This window comes from Xanthobacter dioxanivorans, from assembly GCF_016807805.1.
In the GTDB taxonomy this organism is placed as follows: domain Bacteria; phylum Pseudomonadota; class Alphaproteobacteria; order Rhizobiales; family Xanthobacteraceae; genus Xanthobacter; species Xanthobacter dioxanivorans.
In genome coordinates, this window is sequence record NZ_CP063362.1 from 3104786 (window position 1) to 3128051 (window position 23266).

20 protein-coding genes are annotated in these 23266 nt (G+C 70.6%); 13 read left to right on the plus strand and 7 right to left on the minus strand.

The features are described from left to right. Positions 1-101: 101 nt before the first annotated feature. Positions 102-1286: an ABC transporter substrate-binding protein gene (locus EZH22_RS14535; protein ID WP_203196275.1), complete on the minus strand. Its 1185-nt coding sequence runs from the start codon at positions 1284-1286 to the stop codon at positions 102-104. A 361-nt stretch (positions 1287-1647) separates the two neighbouring features. On the opposite strand from EZH22_RS14535, the gene EZH22_RS14540 reads away from it, so the two are divergent. The 7 genes from EZH22_RS14540 (at position 1648) to paaE (ending at position 7330) form a co-directional block, all read left to right on the plus strand. Beyond that, complete coding sequence (locus EZH22_RS14540; protein WP_203196276.1) at positions 1648-2403, plus strand: TetR/AcrR family transcriptional regulator; 756 nt, start codon at positions 1648-1650, stop codon at positions 2401-2403. 87 nt (positions 2404-2490) lie between these two features. Further along, positions 2491-3357, plus strand: coding sequence for a phenylacetic acid degradation operon negative regulatory protein PaaX (paaX, locus tag EZH22_RS14545; RefSeq protein WP_203196277.1), 867 nt, complete (start codon positions 2491-2493; stop codon positions 3355-3357). A gap of 121 nt (positions 3358-3478) precedes the next feature. Continuing rightward, positions 3479-4474 (plus strand): 1,2-phenylacetyl-CoA epoxidase subunit PaaA, encoded by a 996-nt coding sequence (gene paaA / locus EZH22_RS14550; protein WP_203196278.1) that lies wholly within the window; start codon positions 3479-3481, stop codon positions 4472-4474. Between the two features lie 30 nt (positions 4475-4504). Beyond that, positions 4505-4792, plus strand: a complete 288-nt coding sequence (gene paaB / locus EZH22_RS14555; RefSeq protein WP_138398204.1) for a 1,2-phenylacetyl-CoA epoxidase subunit PaaB — start codon at positions 4505-4507, stop codon at positions 4790-4792. A gap of 71 nt (positions 4793-4863) precedes the next feature. Next, positions 4864-5640, plus strand: coding sequence for a 1,2-phenylacetyl-CoA epoxidase subunit PaaC (gene paaC, locus EZH22_RS14560; protein ID WP_203196279.1), 777 nt, complete (start codon positions 4864-4866; stop codon positions 5638-5640). Next, a complete protein-coding gene (paaD, locus tag EZH22_RS14565; protein ID WP_203196545.1) occupies positions 5634-6143 on the plus strand; it encodes a 1,2-phenylacetyl-CoA epoxidase subunit PaaD in 510 nt (169 codons plus the stop codon). The genes paaC and paaD overlap by 7 nt, the downstream gene beginning before the upstream one ends. A gap of 23 nt (positions 6144-6166) precedes the next feature. Beyond that, a complete protein-coding gene (gene paaE / locus EZH22_RS14570; protein WP_408647713.1) occupies positions 6167-7330 on the plus strand; it encodes a 1,2-phenylacetyl-CoA epoxidase subunit PaaE in 1164 nt (387 codons plus the stop codon). 389 nt (positions 7331-7719) lie between these two features. Here the strand turns inward: paaE and paaK are convergent, their stop codons facing one another. Genes paaK through paaG form a run of 3 tightly spaced genes read right to left on the minus strand, consistent with a single transcriptional unit; the run spans position 7720 to position 10337 of the window. After that, a complete protein-coding gene (gene paaK, locus EZH22_RS14575) occupies positions 7720-9057 on the minus strand; it encodes a phenylacetate--CoA ligase PaaK (RefSeq protein WP_408647714.1) in 1338 nt (445 codons plus the stop codon). Positions 9058-9069: 12 nt separating this feature from the next. Next, entirely contained in the window at positions 9070-9555 is a 486-nt protein-coding gene (gene paaI / locus EZH22_RS14580; protein ID WP_203196282.1) for a hydroxyphenylacetyl-CoA thioesterase PaaI, read from the minus strand. Then, a complete protein-coding gene (paaG, locus tag EZH22_RS14585) occupies positions 9552-10337 on the minus strand; it encodes a 2-(1,2-epoxy-1,2-dihydrophenyl)acetyl-CoA isomerase PaaG (protein WP_203196283.1) in 786 nt (261 codons plus the stop codon). Before paaG ends, paaI begins: the two co-directional genes overlap by 4 nt. Positions 10338-10568: 231 nt before the next feature. On the opposite strand from paaG, the gene paaN reads away from it, so the two are divergent. From paaN to paaZ, 4 genes are read left to right on the plus strand one after another with little or no spacing between them, the layout of a single operon-like run. Then, positions 10569-12224, plus strand: a complete 1656-nt coding sequence (gene paaN, locus EZH22_RS14590; protein WP_203196284.1) for a phenylacetic acid degradation protein PaaN — start codon at positions 10569-10571, stop codon at positions 12222-12224. 24 nt (positions 12225-12248) lie between these two features. Continuing rightward, positions 12249-13457 (plus strand): 3-oxoadipyl-CoA thiolase, encoded by a 1209-nt coding sequence (gene pcaF, locus EZH22_RS14595; protein WP_203196285.1) that lies wholly within the window; start codon positions 12249-12251, stop codon positions 13455-13457. A 3-nt stretch (positions 13458-13460) separates the two neighbouring features. After that, positions 13461-15551 (plus strand): FAD-dependent oxidoreductase, encoded by a 2091-nt coding sequence (locus EZH22_RS14600; RefSeq protein WP_203196286.1) that lies wholly within the window; start codon positions 13461-13463, stop codon positions 15549-15551. Next, the gene (gene paaZ, locus EZH22_RS14605) at positions 15548-17611 is read left to right on the plus strand and encodes a phenylacetic acid degradation bifunctional protein PaaZ (protein ID WP_203196287.1); all 2064 of its coding nucleotides are present in this window, start codon (positions 15548-15550) and stop codon (positions 17609-17611) included. Before EZH22_RS14600 ends, paaZ begins: the two co-directional genes overlap by 4 nt. Positions 17612-17654: 43 nt before the next feature. Here the strand turns inward: paaZ and EZH22_RS14610 are convergent, their stop codons facing one another. Together EZH22_RS14610 and EZH22_RS14615 are read right to left on the minus strand one after the other, a co-directional pair. Further along, positions 17655-18479: an aldo/keto reductase gene (locus EZH22_RS14610; RefSeq protein ID WP_203196288.1), complete on the minus strand. Its 825-nt coding sequence runs from the start codon at positions 18477-18479 to the stop codon at positions 17655-17657. A gap of 14 nt (positions 18480-18493) precedes the next feature. Next, the gene (locus tag EZH22_RS14615; protein WP_203196289.1) at positions 18494-19675 is read right to left on the minus strand and encodes an MFS transporter; all 1182 of its coding nucleotides are present in this window, start codon (positions 19673-19675) and stop codon (positions 18494-18496) included. A gap of 260 nt (positions 19676-19935) precedes the next feature. Between EZH22_RS14615 and EZH22_RS14620 the strand changes: the two genes are divergently transcribed. Next, positions 19936-20844: a LysR family transcriptional regulator gene (locus tag EZH22_RS14620; protein WP_203196290.1), complete on the plus strand. Its 909-nt coding sequence runs from the start codon at positions 19936-19938 to the stop codon at positions 20842-20844. A gap of 77 nt (positions 20845-20921) precedes the next feature. Then, complete coding sequence (locus EZH22_RS14625) at positions 20922-22175, plus strand: T6SS phospholipase effector Tle1-like catalytic domain-containing protein (RefSeq protein ID WP_203196291.1); 1254 nt, start codon at positions 20922-20924, stop codon at positions 22173-22175. A gap of 12 nt (positions 22176-22187) precedes the next feature. Here EZH22_RS14625 and EZH22_RS14630 read toward each other — a convergent pair whose 3' ends face one another. Beyond that, positions 22188-23180, minus strand: a complete 993-nt coding sequence (locus EZH22_RS14630) for an AraC family transcriptional regulator (RefSeq protein ID WP_203196292.1) — start codon at positions 23178-23180, stop codon at positions 22188-22190. Positions 23181-23266 lie beyond the last annotated feature (86 nt).

Below are 23266 nucleotides of genomic sequence, written 5' to 3' on the forward strand. Positions count from 1 at the left end.
AAGGCGGATCCCGGTCAGGTTGGCGCTGGCTGACCGGTGAACCCGCCTCCGGGCTCAATACGTTTGCGCGGAACGTGGACGCGCGGGGCCGAAAGATCGGCTCAGCGCGTGGGAGCTTCCAGCACCCAGTCGCCCTTGCGGATCTCCAGCATGCGGAAGGAATCCGTGCCGAGGCCCAGATGGTCGGTGGGCGTGAAGGTGTAGACGCCGGTGACGCCCACATAATCCTTGGTGCCTTCCAGCGCGTCGCGGATCTTCTTCGGGTCGGCGGACTTCGCCTTCTCGATGGCCTTGGTGACGAGCTGGATGCCGTCGAAGCCATAGCCGCCGAAGGTGGAGACGGGCTGGCCGGTGGCCTTCTCGTAGGAGGCCTTGTACTCGGCCACCACCGGCTTCTGCTTGTCACTGGCGGCGAGCTTGTCGCCCACCAGGATGGCGGGGGCCGGCAGGCGCACGCCGTCGGCGGCCGGGCCGGCGAGGTCGATGAAGCTCTTCGAGGCGACGCCGTGGCTCTGGTAGAGCGGCAGGCCGATGCCGAGCTGGGCGAAGTTGCGGGTCACGATGGCCGGGCCCTGGCCGAAGCCGGGATTGAGCACCGCCTGGATGCCCGCCGTGTTCTTGATCTTGTTGAGCTGGGGCGTCATGTCGGAATCGGTGGCGCCGTAGGTTTCGTCGGCGACGACGGTGATGGCGTAGTCCGAAATCACCTTGAGGCACTGGTTGCGCATGGACTTGCCGAAACCATCCGTGCCCGAGATCATGCCGATCTTGGTGATGCCGCGCGCCTTCATGTCCTCGAAGATCTTCTGGCAGGCGGTCTTGTCGGTGTGGGGCGTCTTGAAGACGAAGGCGCGCACCGGCTCGACGATCTCGATGCCGCCGGCCAGCGACACGAAGGGAATGCCGGCTTCCTCGAACACCGGGATCATGGCCATGGTGGCGCCGGTGGAGGTGCCGCCGACCATGGCGACCACCTTGTCGTCCTCCACCAGGCGGGTGGCGAAGGTGCGGGCCTTGTTGGCGTCGCCGCCGTCGTCGTAGAGCACGAGCTCCACCGGCCGGCCGAGCAGCCCGCCCTTCTTGTTCAGCTCTTCCACATAGAGCTTGAGCGTTCTCGCCTCGGGGTCGCCGAGGAACGCGGAGGGGCCGGTGGCGGAGACCACCGAGCCGATCTTGATCGGATCGGCGGCGCGGGCGGTGGTGCCGAAGGTGGCGGCGGCGCCGAAGGCGGAGAGGGCGAAGGCGGCAGCGCGCAGCATCGGCCGCAGGCGTGCGGACGTTTCCATGTAGCGTTCCTCCAAAAGGTCCATTTCGGGCCGAGGAGCGGGTTGACCCGCCCCCGGAGCCCGCCCTCGGCGTCCCGCATGGCGGGCCGGCCGGAGGGGCGGCCTCCGTTCTTGAAACTGGCGGCGGACCAGAAATCCCGCCGCCCACCGGCAGGCCCTGGCCCGACGGAAGGGGAACTATATAATTGACCGACCGGATGGTCAATATAAGATGAGGTGGCCTGCGAGGGCGCCGCGCTGGGCCATTGATCGACCAGCCGGACAATATTTGTTATGCGGAGCCTTCCGCCGTGGCGGATGGTGGCGGGCGCGCGGCCTCACCGGAAGGGAAGGGCGCGGCGGCCCGCATGGATGGGGCAAGATGGCTCGGACACGCGCTCAGGACTACGACGTCAAACGACAGGCGATCCTTCACAAGTCGGCGGAGCTGTTCGCGCAGTTCGGCTATTCCGGCACTTCGATCACCATGATCGCCGAGGCCTGCGGCGCCTCCAAAGCCTTGCTCTACCACTATTATCCCGACAAGGGCGCGGTGCTTTTCGACATCTTGTCGACCCACCTGGAGCAGCTCATCCAGGCGGTGGAGGCAGCCCTGGAGGCGGCGCCGGCGGATGATCGTGTCTACGCCATCGCCTCCGCGTTGCTGGAATCGTATCGCGACGCCGATGCCGAGCACCAGGTGCAGATCGCCAACCTGAAACTGCTGTCCGCCGAGCAGCAGGACGCGCTGCGGGCCATGGAGCGGCGCCTCGTGGTGCTGATGTCGGAGGCCATCGCGGCGCAGGTGCCGCAGATCGGCCGGGGGCCGCTGCTCAAGCCGGTCACCATGTCCGCCTTCGGCATGCTCAACTGGCATTACCTTTGGTTTCGCGAGGGGCGGGGCCTGACCCGCGCGGAATATGCCCGTCTCGTCTCCCAGCTGATCATCGCCGGAGCCGCGGCCGCCGCGACGGCACCCGCGGCCGAGGCGCGGCCGGAGCCCCGCATCCGCGCCGTCGCGCCGGCGGCCGCGCCGCGCCGGCGGGCCAAGGCGCCGCCGGCCAAGCCGGAGCGGGACGAGGCGACCCCGGTCGGGAAAGGCGGGCGCCGCAAGGCGGAACAGCGGACGACGGATTAGCCGGCGGCGGAAGAGCGGAAGGCGGAACAGCGGAAGGCGGAACAGAGGAAGGCTTGCGCATCCGCCCGTCTCGGCTATGGAACGGCCATGCCGCGCCGCGCCCTCGATCTCATTCTCGACCATGTCCGCGCCGAGCCCTCGCGCACCTGGTCCATCATCGTCACCATCTATGGTGACGCCATCGTGCCGCGCGGCGGCTCGGTGTGGCTCGGCACGCTGCTCGCCTTCTTCCGGGGGCTGGACATCGCCGACGGCGTGGTGCGCACCGCCATGTCGCGCCTGGCCGCCGATGGCTGGCTGACGCGCACGCGCGTCGGTCGCAACAGCTTCTACCGGCTCGCCGACAAGGGCCGCGAGACGTTCGCGCGGGCCACCGAGCACATCTACAGCCACCGGCCGCCGGAATGGCGCGGGCATTTCGAGATGCTGCTCGTCGAGCCCTCCGCGCGGGAAGGCTTGCGCGCGGCGCTCGAGGCGGCAGGCTTTGGCGTGCCGCTGCCGGGCGTGTTCATCGCGCCGGCCGGCACGGCGGTGCCCGAGGAGGCGGGGGCCGGCCTGCGGCTCGATGTTTCCGGCGCGCAGGAGGCCCAGCAGGCCCTGGCCGCCCGCGCGTGGCGGCTGGAGGAGACGGCGGACGCCTACCGCAGCTTCATCGCCGTGTTCGATCCCCTCGACGCGGCCCTGGGCACGGAGGAGGCCCTGTCCGACCTCGAGGCCATGGTGGCGCGGGTGCTGCTGATCCACGAATACCGCCGCATCGTGCTGCGTGATCCGATCCTGCCCGCCGCCATCCTGCCCGCCGACTGGCCCGGCGCCGCCGCCCGCGCCCTGTGCGCCGGCATCTATGCCCGTCTCATCGACGCTTCCGAGCGCTGGCTCGATGAAAATGCCGTGGGCGAGGACGGGGCCGCGCTGCCGGCGGATGTGAAAATCAGGCGGCGTTTCAAGGCGTAAGCACGTGCGTCCGGGGTCGCGTGCGGTGCGTCCGGGATGTGGCGCGCCGCAATATGTTACGAAAAAACATTGAATGTCTATTTTTTGTAATATATAAAATCCGGACCAGGGAGGAAACCGCATGTACACGCAGGCCCTCAACGCCAATCCGGATGCCGACGCCCCCCAGCTTGAGGACGCCGCGCTGCTCGCCCGCTTCGAGGCGCGCGTGGCGGACGAAGCGCGCATCGAGCCCAATGACTTCATGCCCGCCGCCTACCGCCGCACGCTGACGCGGCAGATCTCCCAGCACGCCCATTCCGAGATCATCGGCATGCAGCCGGAGGGCAACTGGATCACCCGCGCGCCCTCGCTGCGGCGCAAGGCGGCGCTGCTCGCCAAGGTGCAGGACGAGTGCGGCCACGGCCTCTATCTCTATGCCGCCGCCGAGACCCTGGGCACGTCGCGGGAGGAACTGGTGGACCAGCTCCTCTCCGGCAAGGCCAAGTATTCGTCCATCTTCAACTATCCGACGCAGACCTGGGCCGACATCGGCGCCATCGGCTGGCTGGTGGACGGGGCGGCGATCATGAACCAGATCCCGCTCTGCCGCTGCTCCTACGGTCCCTATGCGCGGGCCATGATCCGGGTTTGCAAGGAGGAATCCTTCCACCAGCGCCAGGGCTACGAGATCATGCTCACCCTGGCGCGGGGCTCGGCGGAGCAGAAGGAGATGGCGCAGGACGCGCTGAACCGCTGGTGGTGGCCGAGCCTGATGATGTTCGGCCCGCCGGATGCGGCCAGCGCCCATTCCGACACCTCCATGTGCTGGAAGATCAAGCGCTTCTCCAATGACGAGCTGCGGCAGAAGTTCGTCGACGCCACGGTGCCGCAGGCGCATTTCCTCGGCCTCACCCTGCCGGACCCGGACCTCGTCTTCGACGAGGCGGCGGGCCATTGGCGCTATGGCACCATCGACTGGGAGGAGTTCAAGCAGGTGGTGGCCGGCAACGGCCCGTGCAACCGCGATCGCCTGGCCACCCGCCGCAAGGCGCATGAGGACGGCGCCTGGGTGCGCGAGGCTGCCCGCGCCTTCGCCGAGAAGCGCGCCGCCGCCAAGACCGCCGCTGCGGCCTGAACTGAAATCGAAGAACAGAGGAAACGCACCATGGTCGACGCCGCCACCCCGCTCTGGGAAGTGTTCATCCGCAGCCGCAACGGCCTTGCCCACAAGCATGCGGGCTCGCTGCATGCCGCTGACGCGACGCTGGCGCTCCAGGCCGCCCGCGACCTCTACACCCGCCGCGGCGAGGGGCTGTCCTTGTGGGTGGTGCCGTCCAGCGCCATCACCGCCTCGGATCCCGCCGACAAGGGCATGATGTTCGAGCCCACCGCCTCGAAGATCTATCGCCACCCCACCTTCTACGAGGTGCCGGAGGAAGTCGGCCACATGTGACCGGGGCGCGCGGCGCCCCCCATCAAGAGGAAAACCGCCCGCACGGCGGGCCGAGGTGAGGAAACCTTGTCATGGCCACCACGTCCATCACCGTCCGCGAGACGCCGCTCGTCCGCTACCTGCTGCGGCGGGCCGACGACGCGCTGATCCTCGGCCATCGCCTGTCCGAATGGTGCGGCCACGCCCCGACCATGGAGGAGGAGATGGCCCTCGCCAACATGGGGCTGGACCTCATCGGCCAGGCCCGCTCGCTCTACACCTACGCCGCCGAGGTGGAGGGGGAAGGCCATTGCGAGGACGATTTCGCCTACCTGCGCGGCGAGCGCTCCTACGGCAACCTGCTGCTGGTGGAGCAGCCCAACGGCGACTTCGCCCGCACCATGGCGCGCCAGCTGGTCTATTCCGCCTTCATCCATCCCTACTGGCGGGCGCTGATGGCCTCGCCCGACGCGACCCTTTCCGCCATCGCCGCCAAGGCGGAGAAGGAGAGCGCGTACCACGTGCGCCATTGCGCCGAATGGCTGATCCGCCTCGGCGACGGCACGCGCGAAAGCCATGCCCGCGCCCAGGCGGCGGTGGATCATCTGTGGCCCTTCACCGGCGAACTGTTCGAGGCGGATGCCGACGAGAAGGGCCTTGTTGCCGAAGGTGTGGTGCCGGATCCTGAAAGCCTGCGCGGCGCCTGGATGCAGACGGTGTCGGCGGTGCTTGCCGAGGCCACGCTGGCGCTGCCGCCGAACGGCTGGATGCAGAAGGGCGGGCGCGAGGGGCGCCATTCCGAGCATCTCGGGCCGCTGCTCACCGAGCTGCAATATCTCCAGCGCACCTTCCCGGGAGCCACCTGGTGACCGGCGCGGCGCTGTCCGACGCGGCGGCGCTGCGCGAGGAGGCCTGGCGCGTGGCGGGCGCGGTCGTAGATCCCGAGATTCCGGTGCTCTCCATCGCCGATCTCGGCGTGCTGCGCGACGTGACAATCTCCGACGGGCGGGTGGAGGTGGTGATCACCCCCACCTATTCCGGCTGCCCGGCCATGAACATGATCGCTCTCGAGATCGAACTGGCGCTCGACAAGGCCGGCCTCGGCCCGGTGTCGGTGAAGACGGTGCTCTCGCCCGCATGGACCACCGATTTCATGAGCGAGGATGGACGGCGCAAGCTGAAGGACTACGGCATCGCGCCGCCGGCGAAGACGGCCGGCCGCCGCGCCCTGTTCGGCGTCGAGGTGGTGGAATGCCCGCAGTGCGGTTCGTCCGACACGGTCGAGATCGCGCCCTTCGGCTCCACCTCGTGCAAGTCGCTGTGGCAGTGCAGGGCCTGCCGCGAGCCGTTCGACTATTTCAAATGCCACTGACGGGAAACGCCAAAGGAAACGCCATGGGATCCGCAACGGGAACCGCCCTCGACACCAGTGCCGCTTCCGGCGCGAGCCCGGCGCTTCTGGCCGGTGCGGCGCTGAAGGGTTCGGCCACGCCAAGATTCCACCGGCTCACGGTGCGCGACGTGCGCCGGGAGACGCCGGATGCGGTCTCCGTCACCTTCGATGTACCGCAGGATCTCGCCGCCGATTTCGCCTTTGCGCCGGGCCAATACCTGACCCTGAAGACGACGCTGGACGGCGAGGAGATCCGCCGCTCCTATTCCATCTGCTCGGGCCCGGACGATGGCGAATTGCGCATCGCGGTGAAGCAGGTGGAGAACGGCCTGTTCTCGTCCTGGGTGAATGCCAACCTGAAAAGTGGCGACGCCCTCGACGTGATGACCCCCACCGGCCGCTTCGGCCTGGAGCAGGCGCCGGGCGACGGGCGCGTCCATGTGGCGTTCGCGGCCGGCTCGGGCATCACCCCGGTGCTCTCCATCGCCCGCGGCGTGCTGGCGCGCGAGCCCGCAAGCCGCTTCTTCCTGTTCTATGGCAATCGCACCACCGACAACATCCTGTTCCGCACCGAGCTGGAGGAGCTGAAGGACCTGTTCCTCGGCCGCTTCAGCGTGTTCCACGTGCTGTCGCGGGAAGAGCAGGATCTCGCCATCCTCAACGGCCACCTGGACGGCGAGAAGGTGCGCCTGCTGCTCACCGCCATGGTGCCGGCGCAGGTGGTGGACCACGCCTTCGTCTGCGGCCCCACCGCCATGATCGACGAGCTGGAGGCCACCCTGAAGGATATCGGCCTGCCGCCGGAAAAGGTGCATGTGGAGCGCTTCGTCTCGGCGCTGGGTGGCAAGCCGCGCCCCAAGCCGCCAGTGGCGCCCGATGCCCCGCCGGCGCATGTGGCTTCCCTCATCGTGGATGGCAAGCGGCGCGACGTGCCGGTGGCCGAGGGCGAGGCCATCCTCGACGCGGCGCTGCGGGCCGGCATGGACCTGCCCTTCGCCTGCAAGGGCGGCATGTGCTCCACCTGCCGGGCGAAGGTGGTGGAAGGCACGGCCGAGATGGAGGTGAACTATTCGCTGGAGCCGTGGGAGCTTCAGGCCGGCTTCGTCCTCACCTGCCAGGCCAGGCCCACCAGCGCGCGGGTGGTGGTGGACTTCGACCAGGTGTGAGGAGGGCGGAGCGCCCCGGAAGCTGTTCCCCCGGGCCCCTCTCCGCCTCTCCCCTCGCGGGAGAGGGTGGATCGCGGCTCCGCCGCGAGACGGGTGAGGGGGGCCGGTGCCGCCGGGCACAGGGGTCTGAAGTGGAGAGATCCTGCCACCCCTCACCCCAACCTTCTCCCGCGAGGGGAGAGGGGGTGCACCGGTGCTTGGCCCATTCTACGGAACCTGTTCCGCCGGTCTCCCCTCTCTCGCAAGGGGAGGGGGGCGGCGCGGGCTCGGGCCTCGCAAGCGCTTCGGCGGCCATCGTCCATAGCGAAAAAAAGCCCGGCACGCGCGCCGGACCTTTTCAGTTGGGGATGGCGGCGGGCGTTCCCGCCGCCGGGAGGATCAGGCGCTCCTCACCCCTTCGGGCGGCGATCGATGACGCGTTTGGCCTTGCCGGCGGCGGTGCGCTCGATGTCGCCGGGCGCGTGCAGCTCGATGCGGGTGGTGATGCCCACCGTGTCCTTGATGCGGGCGAGGATGCGGGTGGCGCAGGCGTCGAGGTCGGTGCTGCCGTAGGCGTCCTCGCGGATCTCGGCGTGCACGGTCATCTCGTCCATGCGGCCCTCGCGGATGAGCTCCAGCTGGTAGTGGCCCGAGCAGGTCTCCACCGAGAGGAGGATCTCCTCGATCTGGGTCGGGAAGACGTTGACGCCGCGCAGGATGATCATGTCGTCCGAGCGGCCGGTGACCTTCTCCATGCGCCGCATGCCGGGCCGCGCCGTGCCGGCCAGCAGGCGGGTGAGGTCCCGTGTGCGGTAGCGGATGATGGGGAAGGCTTCCTTGGTGAGGGAGGTGAAGACCAGCTCGCCCTTCTCCCCGTCCGGCAGCACCTCGCCGGTGTCGGGATTGATCACCTCCGGGTAGAAATGGTCCTCCCAGATGTGCAGGCCGTCCTTGGTCTCCACGCATTCCTGCGCCACCCCCGGCCCGATGACTTCGGAGAGGCCGTAGATGTCGGTGGCGTCGAGGGCGAAGTCGCGCTCGATTTCCTCGCGCATGGCGTTGGTCCACGGCTCGGCGCCGAAGATGCCGTATTTGAGCGAGGAGGCGCGCGGGTCGAGCCCGGCCTTGCTGAAGCCGTCGAGCAACGCGAGCATGTAGCTCGGCGTCACCATGATGGCGTCGGGGCGGAAGTCCTGGATGAGCTGCACCTGGCGCTCGGTCATGCCGCCGGACATGGGAATCACCGTGCAGCCGAGCCGCTCCACCCCGTAATGCGCGCCGAGGCCGCCGGTGAACAGGCCGTAGCCGTAGGCCACGTGCACCATCATGCCCGGCCGCACGCCCGCCGCGCGGATGGAGCGGGCCATCACGTCCGCCCACATGTCGATGTCGGCGCGGGTGTAGCCCACCACGATGGGCTTGCCGGTGGTGCCGGAGGAGCCGTGCACGCGCAGGAGCTTCTCCCGCGGTACCGCGAACAGGCCGAAGGGGTAATTGTCGCGCAGGTCGGTCTTCACGGTGAAGGGGAATTTGGCAAGGTCCGAGAGCTCGCGCAGGTCGGAGGGGTGCACCCCCGCCGCGTCGAACTTCTGCCGGTAGAAGGGCACGTTCTCGTAGGCGTGGCGGAGCGACCAGGCGAGGCGCTCGCGCTGGAGTGACATGATCTCGTCCCGCGAGGCGCGTTCGGCGGGGTCGAGGCCGGCCTCGAAGGAGCGGCCAAAGGAAACTGCGGGCAGGGCCATGTTCATCGTCTCCTCCAATCAGGCGGTGGTTTTTTCCTCGCGGCTCTCCGGCGCGCGCTCCGGCTGCGCGATGAGCGCGCCGCCGATGCTGCGAGAGTGCCCGCGAAACTGGGCGATCACCACTGCGTCCTCGCTCACTTCCACGTCGTAGATGCCGGAGCGGCCGTTGCGCGCCACCTCGCGCGCCCGCGCCACCAGCTGCTTGCCGCGCGTTCCGGGGCGCAGGTAGGTGACCGAGCAGTGGGCCGCCACCGTGCGCTCGTCATAGGTGTTGCAGGCGAAGGCGAAGGCGCTGTCGGCGAGGGCGAAGATGAAGCCGCCATGGGCCATGCCGAAGCCGTTGCACATGCGCTCGGTGAGCGTCATAGCAAGGGTGGCGGTGCCCGGCCCCACCTCCAGGATCTCCATGCCCAGACCCTGGCTCGCCTGGTCGGTGGCCCACATGGTCTCGGCGCACAGGCGTGCCGTCTCCTGCGGCGAGCGGACCGGCGGGGCGGCACTCATGCGCGCCGTCCCGAGAAGCGCGCGGGGCGCTTCTCCACGAAGGCGGAGACCCCCTCGCGATAGTCCGGCGTACGGCCGGCCTCGCGCTGGAGGTCGCGCTCGAGGTCGAGCTGGGTGTCGAGCCCGTTGCTGGCGGAGGCATTGAGCGCCGCCTTGGTCAAGGCGAGCCCCTGTGTCGGCTGGGTGGCGAGGTGCGCGGCGAGGGCGCGGGCCTCGTCCATGAGCGTGGCATCGTCCACCGCCTTCCAGATGAGCCCCCAGCTTTCGGCCTTCTCCGCGCTCAGCGGCTCCGCGAGCAGCATGAGCGCCCGGGCGCGGGCGTCGCCGACGAGGCGGGGCAGGAAGAAGGTGCCGCCGGAATCCGGCACGAGGCCGATCCTGGCGAAGGCCTGGATGAACTTGGCGGAGCGCGCCGCCAGCACGATGTCGCAGGCGAAGGCGATGTTGGCGCCGGCGCCCGCCGCCACCCCGTTCACCGCGCAGACCACCGGCTTGCGCAGCCCGCGGATGCGGCGGATGAGGGGGTTGTAGAACGCCTCGATCGTCGCGCCGAGGTCGGGCGGGCCGTCGGCGCTGGCCCGGTCGCCGAGATCCTGTCCGGCGCAGAAGCCCCGCCCGGCGCCAGTGAGGAGCACCGCCCGGCAGGCCTCGTCCGCCGCGGCGTCGAGGGCTGCGGCGAGGGCGCGGTGCAGGTCTTCGTTGAAGGCGTTGAGCCGGTCGGGACGGTTGAGCGTCAGCTCCGTCCAGCCGTCGTGCTCAGCCACGATAAGCGATGGCTCCACTTCGTCCTCCCTGCCGGGGCTCTTTGAGAGCCTCTTGAATTAACCGGTCGATCGGTTAATCTTTAGCGGACAGGGCGGGCTTGTCAACATCGACGACGCGCGCTCCGCCGGCAGGGCCGGATCCGCCAGGGCGCCCGGCCCGGGCGGCGAATCCGGTTCCAGGGGCAAGAAAAGAAGCCGTTCCATGCGCCGGCGGGCGGCGCTGCCGGAACGGGATCAGGGGAGAAGGCCATGGATGATCTGTTCCGGGCGCACGCCGCGCTCCTGGATGCGGCCGTTGCGGCGGCGCGCGACCGGGGGTTCTGGTCCGCCTTTCCCGAAAATCCGAAGGCCTATCCCGAGGGCGCCGCGGCGGCCGGCGCGGCGGCGTTCGAGGCGCTGGTGAACCGGCCCTTCGACCTCGGCGGGACGGCAGACGTGCCGGCGCGGCAAGTGGGGTCCGAGGTCTCGCCCTTCGGCCCGGCGCTCGGCATCACCTATCCCGCGCGGCCGGCGGACGATCTCGTCGACGCCGCGGAACGGGCGCTTCAGGCCTGGGCCGCCGCTCCGGTGGAGCGCCGCGTGGGCATCGCGCTCGAAATCCTCGTCCGGCTCAACCGCGAGAGCTTCCTCATCGCCAAGGCGGTGGAGCACACCACGGGGCAGGCGCCCGCCATGGCCTTCCAGGCCGGCGGCCCGCACGCGCAGGATCGCGGGCTGGAGGCGGTGGCCTACGCCTATGCGGAGATGTCACGCGTGCCCGGGGCGGTGCTCTGGGAGAAGCCCATGGGGCGTTCCTCCATCCGCCTCGACAAGGATTTTCACGTGGTGCCACGGGGCGTCGGCCTCGTCATCGGCTGCGCCACCTTTCCCACCTGGAACAGCTATCCGGCGCTCTTTGCCGACCTCGCCACCGGCAATGCAGTGATCGTGAAGCCGCACCCGGCGGCGATCCTGCCGCTCGCCGTGACGGTGCGGATCGGACGGCAGGTGCTGGCGGAGCAGGGCTTCGACCCCGATGTCCTGCAACTCGCCCCCGATACCGCGGAGGCGCCGCTGGCCAAGGACCTCGCCACCCATCGGGGTGTGGGCATCGTCGATTTCACCGGCTCCTCGGCCTTCGGCGGCTGGCTCAGGGCGAACGTGAGGGACAAGCTCGTCTTCACCGAGGAGGCGGGGGTGAACACCATCGTCATCGCCTCCACCGATGCCTTCTCGGCCATGTGCCAGAACATCGCCTTCTCGCTGTCGCTCTATAGCGGGCAGATGTGCACGGCGCCGCAGACGATCTTCGTGCCGGCCTCCGGCATCGCCACCGACGAAGGCCACAGGAGCTTCGGCGAGGTGGGGTCCGGCATCGCCAGCGCCATCGACGTCCTGCTGTCGGATCCGGCCCGCGCGGCGGCGGTGCTCGGCGCCATCCAGAACCCGGCGACCCTCGCCCGCATCGATGCGGCGCGCGGCCTCGGCCGCATCGTGCGCGACAGCGCCGCGCTGCAGGTGGAGGGCGCGCGCACCGCGACGCCGCTGCTGCTGGCCGTGGCCGCCGAGGACGAGGCGGCCTGGCTGGAGGAGCGCTTCGGTCCCATCGCCTTCGTGGTGGCGGTGCAGGATGCGCAGGACGCCGTCGCCCGCGCCACCCGCGCGGCGCGGGAGAAGGGCGCCATCACCGCCGCCCTCTACAGCACCGACGCCGCCGAAATCGAGCGGGCCATTCCGGCCTATGCGCGGGCCGGCGTCGCTCTCTCGGTGAACCTCACCGGCGGCATCTACGTGAACCAGAGCGCCGCGTTCAGCGACTACCACGTCTCCGGCGCCAACCCCGCCGGCAATGCCTGCCTGACGGACGCGGCCTTCGTGGCCGGCCGCTTCCGCGTGGTGTGCGTGCGCCGTCCCGCCGCCGCCTGAACCCGAGCCCTTCCGGAGACTACCATGGCCGACGCCTTCATCTGCGACTTCGCGCGTACACCCATCGGCCGCTATGCCGGCGCCCTCAAGGACGTGCGGGCGGACGACCTCGCCGCCCATCCCATCCGCGTGCTGAAGGCGCGCAATGCCGGCGTGGACTGGGAGGCGGTGGACGACGTCATCCTTGGCTGCGCCAACCAGGCGGGCGAGGACAATCGCGACGTGGCGCGCATGGCGGCGCTCTTGGCCGGCCTGCCGGTGAGCGCGCCGGGGACCACCGTCAACCGCCTGTGCGGCTCCGGTCTCGATGCGGTGGGCATCGGCGCCCGGGCGATCATGACGGGGGATGCCGACCTCATCATCGCGGGCGGGGTGGAGAGCATGACCCGCGCCCCCTTCGTGATGGGCAAGGCGGGAGAGGCCTTCTCCCGCCAGGCGGAGGTGTTCGACACCACCATCGGCTGGCGCTTCGTCAACCCGCTGATGAAGACGCAGTACGGCGTGGATTCCATGCCGGAGACCGGCGAGAACGTGGCCGAGGACTTCCGGATCTCCCGCGCCGACCAGGACCTGTTCGCCTGGCGCTCGCAGCAGCGCGCCAAGGCGGCGCAGGAGGCCGGCTTCTTCGCCCGCGAGATCGCGCCGGTGGAGGTGAAGGGGAAGAAGGGCGCGGTGAGCGTCGTGGACAGGGACGAGCATCCGCGCGCCGACACCACGCTGGAGCAGCTCGCCGCGCTGAAGACGCCGTTCCGCAAGACCGGCGGCACGGTCACCGCCGGCAACGCCTCCGGGGTCAATGACGGGGCGGGCGCGCTGATCCTCGCCTCCGAGGCGGCGGCGCGGAAATACGGCCTCACCCCCCGCGCCCGGCTGGTGTCGGTGGTGCAGGCGGGGGTGCCGCCGCGCATCATGGGCATCGGCCCCGCGCCGGCCACCCGCAAGCTGCTGGAGAGGAACGGGCTTTCCCTCTCCGACATCGACCTTTTCGAGCTCAACGAGGCCTTCGCCTCGCAGGCGCTGGCGGTGCTGCGCCAGCTCGGCCTGCCGGACGACGCCGAGCATGTGAACCCCCATGGCGGGGCCATCGCGCTGGGCCATCCCCTCGGCATGTCCGGCGCCCGCCTCGCCATGACGGCGGTCAGCGCGCTGGAGGTGCGCGGGGGCAAGCGGGCGGTCGCCACCATGTGCATCGGTGTCGGCCAGGGCATTGCGGCCCTTGTTGAGAAGGTTTGATCCATGGACGCCGTGAGCTCTCCGGTCACCGTGACCCGCCATGGCGCGGTGGCGGTGATCGGCATCGACCATCCGCCGGTGAACGCGCTGTCGACGGGCGTGCGGCAGGGCCTGCTGGATGCGGTGCGGGTCCTTGATGGTGACCCGCAGGTGGCGGCGCTGGTCATCAGCGGCGGGGCGGGGCGGTTCATCGCCGGCGCCGACATCCGCGAGATGAGCCTGCCGCCGGGCCCGCCCCTGCTGCCCGACGTGGTGGCGGCCATCGATGGCTGCGCCAAGCCGGTGGTGGCGGCGCTCGACGGCGCCGCGCTGGGCGGCGGCTGCGAGATCGCGCTGGCCTGCGACCTCAGGCTCGCCGGGCCGAAGGCGCTGGTGGGCCTCACCGAGACCCGCCTCGGCCTCATCCCCGGCGCCGGCGGCACCCAGCGTCTGCCCCGCCTCACAGGGGTGGCCGAAGCCATCGCCCTGGTCTGCGAGGGCCGGGTGCTGAAGGCGAGGGACGCCCTCGCCCTGGGCCTCGTCGACGCGGTGGAGGGCGATGTCCTCGCCGCCGCCATCGCGCGCGCGCCGGCAACCGCCAAGCGCCGGCTCTCGGCGCTGCCGGTGCCGCCGGGGGACAAGGACGCGGAAGCCGCCGCCATCGCCCGCGCCCGCAAGGGAGCGAAGGGCATGCCGGCCATCGAAGAGGCGATCCGGGTCATCCGCGCGGCGGAGGCGGGCGACTTCGCCGCCGGCCTCGCCGCCGAGCGCGCCGCCTTCCTCGCCTTGCGCGAGAGCGCCGAGGCCAAGGCCCTGCGCCACCTGTTCTTCGCCGAGCGCGAGGCCGGCAAGGTGCCGGGGCTGGAAGGGGTGGCGGCGCGGCCGGTGGCTTCGGTCGCGGTGATCGGCGCCGGCACCATGGGGGCGGGCATCGCCGTGGCCCTGGCCGATGCCGGGCTCGCGGTCACCCTGGTGGAGCGGGACGACGAGGCGGCAGTGGCCGGCCTCGGCCGGGTGCGCGCCGTCTACGAGCGGCAGGTGAAGAGCGGGCGCATCAGCGCGGCGCAGGGCGCGGAGCGCCTCGCCCGCGTCACCCCCACCGCCGACTGGGGCCGGCTCGCTTCCGTGGACCTCGTCATCGAGGCCGCGTTCGAGGACCTGGCGGTGAAGACCGACATCTTCCGCCGCCTCGACGCCATCGCCCGGCCCGGCGCGGTGCTGGCCACCAACACCTCCTATCTCGACCTCGACGCCATCGCCGCCGCCACCGCCCGGCCGCAGGACGTGGTGGGCCTGCACTTCTTCGCCCCGGCCAACATCATGAAGCTGCTGGAGGTGGTGAAGGCGGCCCGCACCGCGCCGGACGTGCTCGCCACGGCCCTGGCGCTGGGCAAGAAGATGGGCAAGCAGGCGATCGTGGCGGGCAATTGCGACGGCTTCATCGGCAACCGCATCTATGCGCTCTACCGCCGCCACGCGGAAGTTCTGGTGGAGGACGGCGCCTCACCGCAAGACGTGGACGCGGCGCTGGAGGCCTACGGCTTCGCCATGGGCCTCTTCGCGGTCTCGGACATGTCCGGCCTCGACATCGCCTATGCCATGAGGAAGCGCCGGGCGGCGACGCGCGATCCGGGCGAGCGCTATGTCGACATCGCCGACCGGCTGGTGGAGGCGGGCCGGCTCGGCCGCAAGACCGGCGCCGGCTGGTACGCCTATGACGCGGCCGGCAACCGCGCCCCCGATCCCCTCGTCACGCAGGTGATCGAGCAGGCCCGCGCGGCGAAGGGCATCACCCCCCGCAGCTTCACCGCCGAGCAAATCCAGCGGCGCCTCCTCGCCGTCATGGCCAGCGAGGGGGCGAAGGTGCTCGCCGAGGGCATCGCGCTTCGCGCCTCCGACATCGATCTCGCCTTCGTCAACGGCTACGGCTTCCCGCGCATCAAGGGCGGGCCCATGTGGGCCGCCGATGCGATGGGGCTGAAGGCCGTCCTCAGGGAAATGGAATCGGCCCATGCGGCCGCAGGCGCCGGCTCCGAGCCCGCACCCCTGCTCGTGGAACTGGCAACGCACGGCGGCACCTTCGCCGGATGGCATCAGGGAGGACAACAAGAATGACCCGGATCCTCAACAGCTACGCCTTCGACCGCTGGTTCGCGCCGGCTGCCGGTCTTGTGGACATTCCCAGTGCCATCGACGGCCGCGTCGTGGCGCGCACGTCCACGCAGGGGCTCGATCTCGGCGCCATGGTGCACCACGCCCGGACGGTGGGCGGCCCCGCGCTGCGGGCGCTCACCTTCCACCAGCGCGCCGACCTGCTGAAGGCGCTCGCGGCGCATCTCTCCGCCCACAAGGAGGCGCTCTACGCCCTCGCAGCCGACACCGGGGCGACCAAGCGCGACAATTTCTTCGACATCGACGGCGGCATCGGCACCCTCTACGCCTATGCCTCGCGCGGGCGGCGGGAGCTGCCGGGCGAGCGCTTCGTGGTGGAGGGCGGGCCGGAAGGCCTCTCCAAGGGCGGCACCTTCATCGGCCTGCACATCCTCACCCCGCTCCAGGGGGTGGCGGTGCATGTGAACGCCTTCAACTTCCCCTGCTGGGGCATGCTGGAGAAGCTCGCTCCCGCCATTCTCGCCGGCGTGCCGGTCATCACCAAGCCGGCGACCGCCACCTCCTACGTGGCGGAAGCGGTGGTGCGGCTCATCGTCGACGCGGGCATCCTGCCAAGGGGCGCGCTGCAGTTCGTCTGCGGCGCCGCCGGCGACCTCCTCGACCATCTGGCCGGGCAGGACGTGCTCTCCTTCACTGGCTCGGCCGAGACCTCGCAGGCGCTGCGCGACCATCCGGCGGTCTCGCGCAACGCGGTGCGCTTCATCGCCGAGCGCGATTCGCTCAACGCCGCCGTGCTCGGCCCGGACGCGGTGGAGGGCACGCCCGAGTTCGACCTCTTCGTGAAGGAGGCGGTGCGCGAGATGACGGTGAAAGCGGGCCAGAAATGCACCGCCATCCGCCGCATCCTCGTGCCCCGCGCGCAGGAAGGCGCGGTGATCGCCGCGCTGAAGGCGGGCCTTGCCGGCGTGAGCGTGGGCGATCCGCGGCGCGAGGACGTGCGCATGGGTCCGCTGGCGAGCCTCGCCCAGCGGGCGGCGGCGCGCGCGGCGGTGGCGCGGATCGCGAAGGAAGCGGAGATCGTCTTCGGCGATCCCGAGGTCGTCGCGCCCCTCGGCGCGGATGCGCAGGCGGGCGCCTTCATGGCACCGGTGCTGCTGCGCTGCCCTTCGCCGCTTGCGGCGGTGGCTCCCCATGGGGTGGAGGCCTTCGGGCCGGTGGCCACTGTCATGGCCTATGACGGGCTCGACGAGGCGGTGGCGCTGGTGGCCAAGGGCGAGGGCAGCCTCGTCGCCTCGGTGTGCACCCACGATCCCGAGGTGGCGCGGGAGCTGGTGTTCGGCATCGCCGCCTATCACGGCCGCCTGCTGGTGCTGGACCGGGACTGCGCCAAGGAATCCACCGGCCACGGCTCGCCGATGCCGGGCCTCGTGCACGGCGGGCCCGGGCGGGCCGGTGGCGGCGAGGAGATGGGCGGCCTGCGGGGCGTGTTCCACTATCTCCAGCGCACGGCCATCGAGGGCTCCCCGGCGCGGCTCTCGGCCCTCACCGGAACCTGGCTGTCGGGCGCGCCGGCGCCGGTGACCGCCGAGCACCCCTTCAAGCGGGACTATGAGGGGCTTTCCATCGGCGACACGGTGGAGACGGGCTCGCGCACCATCTCGCTGGAGGACATCGAGCACTTCGCCCATTTCACCGGCGACACCTTTTATGCCCACATGGACGAGGCGGCGGCCAAGGCCAATCCATTCTTCCCCGGCCGGGTCGCCCACGGCTACCTCATCCTGTCGTTCGCCGCCGGCCTGTTCGTGGATCCGGCGCCGGGGCCGCTGCTCGCCAATTACGGGCTCGACACCCTGCGCTTCCTGAAGCCGGTGTCGCCGGGGGATGCGATCCGGGTGCGGCTGACGGTCAAGCACAAGCAGCCGGGCCGCAAGCCGGAATATGGCGAGGTGCGCTGGGACGCGGAGGTGTTCAACCAGAACGGGGAGACCGTAGCGCGCTACGAGCTGCTCACCATGAGCGCGCGCCGGCCGCCGGCGGAGGCCCTGCGGGAGGCGGTCTGACGCCATCCGAACGGCGGGGGCGGCACGGCCGCCCCCGCTGATCTCAATCCCAGGCCGGCGCGAGGCCCTCGGGGCTCACCAGGCGCCCGTCCGGCCGGGCCAATGCGGAGACCGCCGCCATTTCCTGCCCGGACAGGGCGAAATCGAAGATGGCGAAATTCTCCGCCGCCCGCGCCTCGCTCACCGTCTTGGACAGGGCGACGAGGCCCGGCTGCTGCACCACCCAGCGCAGCACCACCTGCGCCACCGAGCGGCCGTGCGCCGCGGCGATCTCCCTGAGCACCGGATCGGCCAGGACCTTGCCGTCCGCCATGATGAAATAGGCGGTGACGGAAAGGCCGGCGGCGCGGGCGGCGGCGACCACCTTCGACTGGTCGATATAGGGGTGCAGCTCCACCTGGTTGGTGACCAGCGGCGCCCGCGAGAGCTTCACCGCCTCTCCCATCAGCGCCGTGGTGAAGTTGGAGACGCCGATATGGCGCACCTTCCCGGCGTCCTTCACCTCGTTCAGCGCGCCGATCTGCTCGGCCAGCGGCACGGCGGCGTTGGGCCAGTGGAGCAGCAGCAGGTCCACGTGATCGGTCCTGAGCTTCTTCAGGCTCTCGTCCACGGAGGCGAGGAAGGCGGCGCGGGGATAGTTGGTCACCCATACCTTGGTGGTGAGGAAGATATCGCCGCGCGGCACGCCGGAGGCGGCGATCGCCGCGCCCACCTCGGCCTCGTTGCCATAGATCTGCGCCGTGTCCACGTGGCGGAAGCCGAGTTTCAGCGCGTGCGGCACCATGCGCAGCGTGTCGGCGGGGGAGACGCGGAAGGTGCCGAAGCCGATGGCGGGAATGGCGGCCCCGTTGGCGGTGACGGTGTGCATGACGTTTCCCTTCTTCAGATCTCGCAGAGGACGGCCTTCTTGCGGCCGTCGAGGGCGCCGCTCCACACGGTGAGCCCGAGGGCGCCGGCCACCATGATGCCGCCCACGATGGGGGTCGCGCCAAGGCCCAGCGGCGAGGCCACCACCAGCCCGCCGATCCATGCGCCGATGGCGATGCCCAGGTTGAAGGCGGCGATGTTGAGGGCGGACGCGGTGTCCACGGCGCTGGGACGATACACCTTGGCAAGCTCCACCACATAGATCTGCAGGCCCGGCACGTTGGCGAACGACAGGAAGCCGAGGGCGGCCAGCGTCACCAGCGTTGCCAGCGGCGAGGGGGCGGTGAAGGCGAAGGCGACGAGGACGACGGCCTGGGCGCCGAACAGCAGCGTCAGCGCCTTCACCGGATCGCGGTCGGCGATGCGGCCGCCGGAGAGGTTCCCCGCCGCGATGGCGATGCCGTAGAGGACGAGGATGAGGCTGACCTGCGAGGCGGCGAAGCCGGTGATGGTCTCCAGGATGGAGGCCAGATAGGTGAAGGCGACGAAGGTGCCGCCATAACCCAGCGCCGTCATGCCGAAGGCGAGGAGCAGACGGCCGGAGCCCAGCACCCGCACCTGGTCGAGGAGCGAGGCGGCCGGCGCCTTGGGGATGTTGCGCGGCAGCAGCAGGGCGATGGCGATGAAGGCGATCACACCGAGCACCGCGACGCCGGCGAAGGTGGCGCGCCAGCCGAAGGTCTGGCCGATGAAGGTGCCCAGCGGCACGCCGGTCACGATGGCCACCGTCAACCCCATGAACATCAGGGCGATGGCGGAGGCCCGCCGGTTCTCCGGCACCAGGTCGGCGGCGATGGTGGAGCCCACCGAGAAGAAGACACCGTGGGCGAAGGCGGAGATGACCCGCGCGCCGAGCAGCATCTCGTAAGAGGGGCTCAGCGCCGCCAGCGTGTTTCCGGCGATGAACAGGGCCATCAGGCCGAGCAGCAGCGGCTTGCGCGCCACCTTGCCGGTAAGGGCGGTGAGGATGGGCGCGCCGAAGGTGACGCCGAGCGCGTAGACGCTGACGATCAGGCCGGCGAGCGGCAGGGTGATGCCGAGGTCCTTGGCCACGGTCGGCAGGAGGCCGACGATGACGAACTCGGTGGTGCCGATCGCATAGGCCGCGATCGTGAGGGCGTAGAGGGCGATGGGCATGGACTGTTCCCCTGTCCGGCGGGAGGCGCGCGGCATGCTTCAGTGAAGCCCGCCGACGCTCCGGCGCCTTGTCTGGACGCACGTCCTTCACGCGAAGCGCGGCCGTTTTCTTCGAAACAGCAGCGTCGGCGGAAGGCGGGACGCGTGAAAACCGGCGCCCCGGGCGGGGTGCCGCTCGCAGCCAAGATGGGGCAGGGGGTGTTTCGCCTGAAGATGGCATTATGTAACAATGTCTTTGAATTGAATTCATAGGTGGTGTCTTGGACAACCGTGCGGGCGAGATGGGGGTGTTCGTGGCGTCGGCGGAGGCGGCGGGATTCTCGGCCGCCGGGCGCAAGCTCGGCCTGTCGCCCTCCGCGGTGAGCAAGCTCGTCACCCGCCTTGAGGACCGGCTCGGCACGCCGCTGTTCCAGCGCTCCACCCGCGCCCTCCAGCTCACGCCAGAGGGGGTCCTCTATCTGGAGCGGGCGCGGCGCATCCTTGCCGAGATCGACGACACCGAGCGCCTCATCTCCACCGGCGCCGGGGTGGTGCCGCGGGGCCGCCTGCGGGTCAATTCATCCGTCGCCTTCGGCGAGGTGTGCCTGTTGCCGAGGGTTCCGGAATTCCTCGCGCTCTATCCGCAGGTGGAGCTCGATCTGTCGCTGACCGACACGGTCATCGATCTGGTGGACGAGCGGACCGACATCGCCATCCGCACCGGCGTGCTGCGGGATTCGCCCCTGAAGGCGCGCAAGCTCATGGACAATCCGCGCGTCATCGTCGGGTCCCCGGCTTATCTCGAGCGCCATGGCGTGCCGAAGACCCCGGCGGACCTCGCGCGCCACAATTGCCTGCGCTTCAATTTCCCCTGGGCACCGGGCGAATGGCCGTTCCGCGACCCCGCCAGCGGCGAGCCGTTCGCGCTGCCGGTGGCGGGGTCGGCTTACGGCAACAGCGGCGTGGTCCTGCGTTACCTGGCCCTCGACGGGGTGGGGCTGGCGCGGCTTGGCCGCTACCACGTGGGCGGCGACATCGCCGCCGGCACCCTCACGTGCGTGCTGGAAGACTTCAACGCCGCCGACATCGAGCCCATCCACGCCGTCTATGTGGGGCATGCGCATCTGGCCGCCCGCATCCGCGCCTTCGTGGACTTCCTTGCCGACGCCATCCGCCGGGACGGCGCCTGACGTCCCGGCGTCGACATCGACTTTCCCGCACGTCTGGCTGAGACTGGATCCGGGCTCGGTCGCACGGGGAGGGGAAGGTGACGCAGGACAACACGCCGCCCGGCGCCGAAGCCGCGCCGGCAGCCGCTCCCGGCAGAACCGCGGCCGCCGCATCCGCCGGGCGCAACCTCGTCGTGCTGTGCGACGGCACGGCGAACCATCTCGGCCGCGACCTCAGCCACGTGGCGCGCCTGTTCCGCTGCCTCAGGCGCGGCGAGGCGCAGCGGGCGTTCTACAATTCCGGCGTCGGCACGGTGGGCGGCGACATGTGGTGGTCGCGCCGTCTGCGCGCCGGCAAGGCGCTGTTCGAGCAGGCGTCGGGGTATGCCATCGATCGCGACATTATCGCCATGTACGGCTACATCTGCGCCAACTACGCGCCCGGCGACCGGCTGTACCTGTTCGGCTTCAGCCGTGGCGCCTATTCGGTGCGGATCGTGGCCTCGCTGCTGCACATGGTGGGGGTGCTGCCGCCTGACCAGCTCAACCTCGCCGGCTATGCCCTGAGCTACCTCAAGCAAATCTCCGAGCGCAACGGCAAGGCCGACTGGGCGGATTTCGAGCGCGTCTACACCTTCGGCCGCATCGCCGGGGCAAAGCGCGCCACCCTCCACTTCCTCGGCCTGTTCGACACGGTGTCGAGCGTCATCCTGCCGGGCCGCAACGGCATCTTCCCCGGCCTTGCCACGCTGCCCTACACGCGGGTCAATCCCAGCGTCGAGGTGGTGCGCCACGCCTGCGCCATCGACGAGCGGCGCGTGATGTTCCGCCTGAACCGCTGGGAGGAGCCGCAGCCCTTCCAGCCCAATCCCTACGCCCCGCTGGACGCCCCGCCGCTCCAGGACGTGAAGCAGGTGTGGTTCGCCGGCAACCATTCGGATGTGGGCGGCGGCTATCCGGAAGCCGATGCCGGCCTCGCCAAGATCCCGCTGCTGTGGATGCTGCGGGAGGCGCAGGCGCAGGGCCTCGCCGTCAATCCCGACCGCGTGGCCCGCTATGTCACCGCCACCGCGCCGCCGGAGGCCGGGGCGGCCTATGCCAAGCCCGATCCGCTGGGGCCGCTGCACGATGCGCTAACGGGCGCCTCCCATCTCTTCGAGCTGCTGCCGCGGGCGAGCCGCTTCGCCGAGACCCGGACGCCGCGCGGGCCGTTCTATTTCCCCCTCGGCGAGCCGCGCGCCCTGACCCGCACCCGCCCGCGCCCGCTGGTCCACCACAGCGTCGTCGACCGCATCGCCGGGGGCAATTATCACCCGGTGAACCTGCCGGCGGACTACGACATCGAGCCGTGACCCGCGGCCGGTTCAGCCGGCCATGCCACCGGCGCGGCGGCGCCAGGCGGACGGGGTGAGGCCGAAGCGGGCGCGGAAGGTGCGGTTGAAATAGGACAGGTCGCCGAAGCCCGCCTCATAGGCGATGGCGGCCACACGCCGCTCGGCGCCGGGCCCGTCGCGGGCCTCGAGGGCGGCGCGCGCGGCTTCCAGCCGGCAGGCCAGCACGTGGGCGGAGAAGGTTGTGCCGTCCGCCTCGAACAGCTTCTGCACGGTGCGCGGCGTCACGCCCAGGAGCCGCGCCGCCATGTCGAGGCCGAGGTCGCGCCGGCCGAGATGGGGGGCGATGGCCGCCTTCAGGGCGGCGAGGCGGCCTGATCCCGCCGTCGCCGGGGAGGCGGTGGCCGCAACCGGCGTGGCGCCGAGGCCGAACACCACCCGCGCCAGGTCGCGCATGTGGCCGCCGGCCAGCGCCGCGTGCTGCGCATTCTGCAGCGGAATGAGTCCCTGCAGCACCGCGCCGGCATAATGCACCAGCAAAAGCAGGCTCGCCTCGTCCGTCGCGGGCAGCGGCAGGAGGCCGGGCGTCCAGCCCTCCGCCCCGGCGAGGCCCGACGGCATCAGCAGATGATCCACCCGCACCGTGTCCACGGCGGTGTAGGAAAAGGGGTGGGCCAGCGAGATCAGCGCGCCCTGCCGGTCGTTCAGCAGCACCGTGCGCCCGCATTGCTCCACCGGCAGCGAGCCGCCCACCGGGCGCAGCAGGATGAGGCCGCGCGCGTCGTCCCCGGCCGGGGTGTCCTCGCCGCCGCGCCGCACGAAGCGGGCGCCGGTGGCGAAGCAGGAGGCGAGCCGGGCGCCCGGCAGCGCCACCCACAGCATGCGGGCCTGGAAGGCCTGCGCCCGCGGCACCTCGATGTCGAGATCGGCCATCGCCGCCCGGAACGCCTCGGCGAACAAGGCCGGCCGCCTGAGGCTGGGTGCGCTCTGCGCATCGAACCAGGCGGGGGTGAAAGCATCTCGCATAGTAGAATGCTTCTAACAAGTTGCGCTTATGTGACAGTAGCGTGATGAATGCCACGCATTCGCTATAGTCCAATTTTCCCTTCGTG

What these genes read in the sequence shown, in the direction of transcription:
- paaC (WP_203196279.1), top strand. Translation starts at nt 4,864, where the DNA reads ATGGCCACCACGTCCATCACCGTCCGCGAGACGCCGCTCGTCCGCTAC.
- EZH22_RS14535 (WP_203196275.1), bottom strand. Translation starts at nt 1,286, where the DNA reads ATGGAAACGTCCGCACGCCTGCGGCCGATGCTGCGCGCTGCCGCCTTC.
- paaZ (WP_203196287.1), top strand. Translation starts at nt 15,548, where the DNA reads ATGACCCGGATCCTCAACAGCTACGCCTTCGACCGCTGGTTCGCGCCG.
- EZH22_RS14540 (WP_203196276.1), top strand. Translation starts at nt 1,648, where the DNA reads ATGGCTCGGACACGCGCTCAGGACTACGACGTCAAACGACAGGCGATC.
- paaX (WP_203196277.1), top strand. Translation starts at nt 2,491, where the DNA reads ATGCCGCGCCGCGCCCTCGATCTCATTCTCGACCATGTCCGCGCCGAG.
- EZH22_RS14610 (WP_203196288.1), bottom strand. Translation starts at nt 18,479, where the DNA reads ATGCACACCGTCACCGCCAACGGGGCCGCCATTCCCGCCATCGGCTTC.
- paaI (WP_203196282.1), bottom strand. Translation starts at nt 9,555, where the DNA reads ATGAGTGCCGCCCCGCCGGTCCGCTCGCCGCAGGAGACGGCACGCCTG.
- EZH22_RS14615 (WP_203196289.1), bottom strand. Translation starts at nt 19,675, where the DNA reads ATGCCCATCGCCCTCTACGCCCTCACGATCGCGGCCTATGCGATCGGC.
- EZH22_RS14600 (WP_203196286.1), top strand. Translation starts at nt 13,461, where the DNA reads ATGGACGCCGTGAGCTCTCCGGTCACCGTGACCCGCCATGGCGCGGTG.
- paaE (WP_408647713.1), top strand. Translation starts at nt 6,167, where the DNA reads ATGGGATCCGCAACGGGAACCGCCCTCGACACCAGTGCCGCTTCCGGC.
- paaN (WP_203196284.1), top strand. Translation starts at nt 10,569, where the DNA reads ATGGATGATCTGTTCCGGGCGCACGCCGCGCTCCTGGATGCGGCCGTT.
- paaB (WP_138398204.1), top strand. Translation starts at nt 4,505, where the DNA reads ATGGTCGACGCCGCCACCCCGCTCTGGGAAGTGTTCATCCGCAGCCGC.
- paaA (WP_203196278.1), top strand. Translation starts at nt 3,479, where the DNA reads ATGTACACGCAGGCCCTCAACGCCAATCCGGATGCCGACGCCCCCCAG.
- EZH22_RS14630 (WP_203196292.1), bottom strand. Translation starts at nt 23,180, where the DNA reads ATGCGAGATGCTTTCACCCCCGCCTGGTTCGATGCGCAGAGCGCACCC.
- pcaF (WP_203196285.1), top strand. Translation starts at nt 12,249, where the DNA reads ATGGCCGACGCCTTCATCTGCGACTTCGCGCGTACACCCATCGGCCGC.
- paaK (WP_408647714.1), bottom strand. Translation starts at nt 9,057, where the DNA reads ATGAACATGGCCCTGCCCGCAGTTTCCTTTGGCCGCTCCTTCGAGGCC.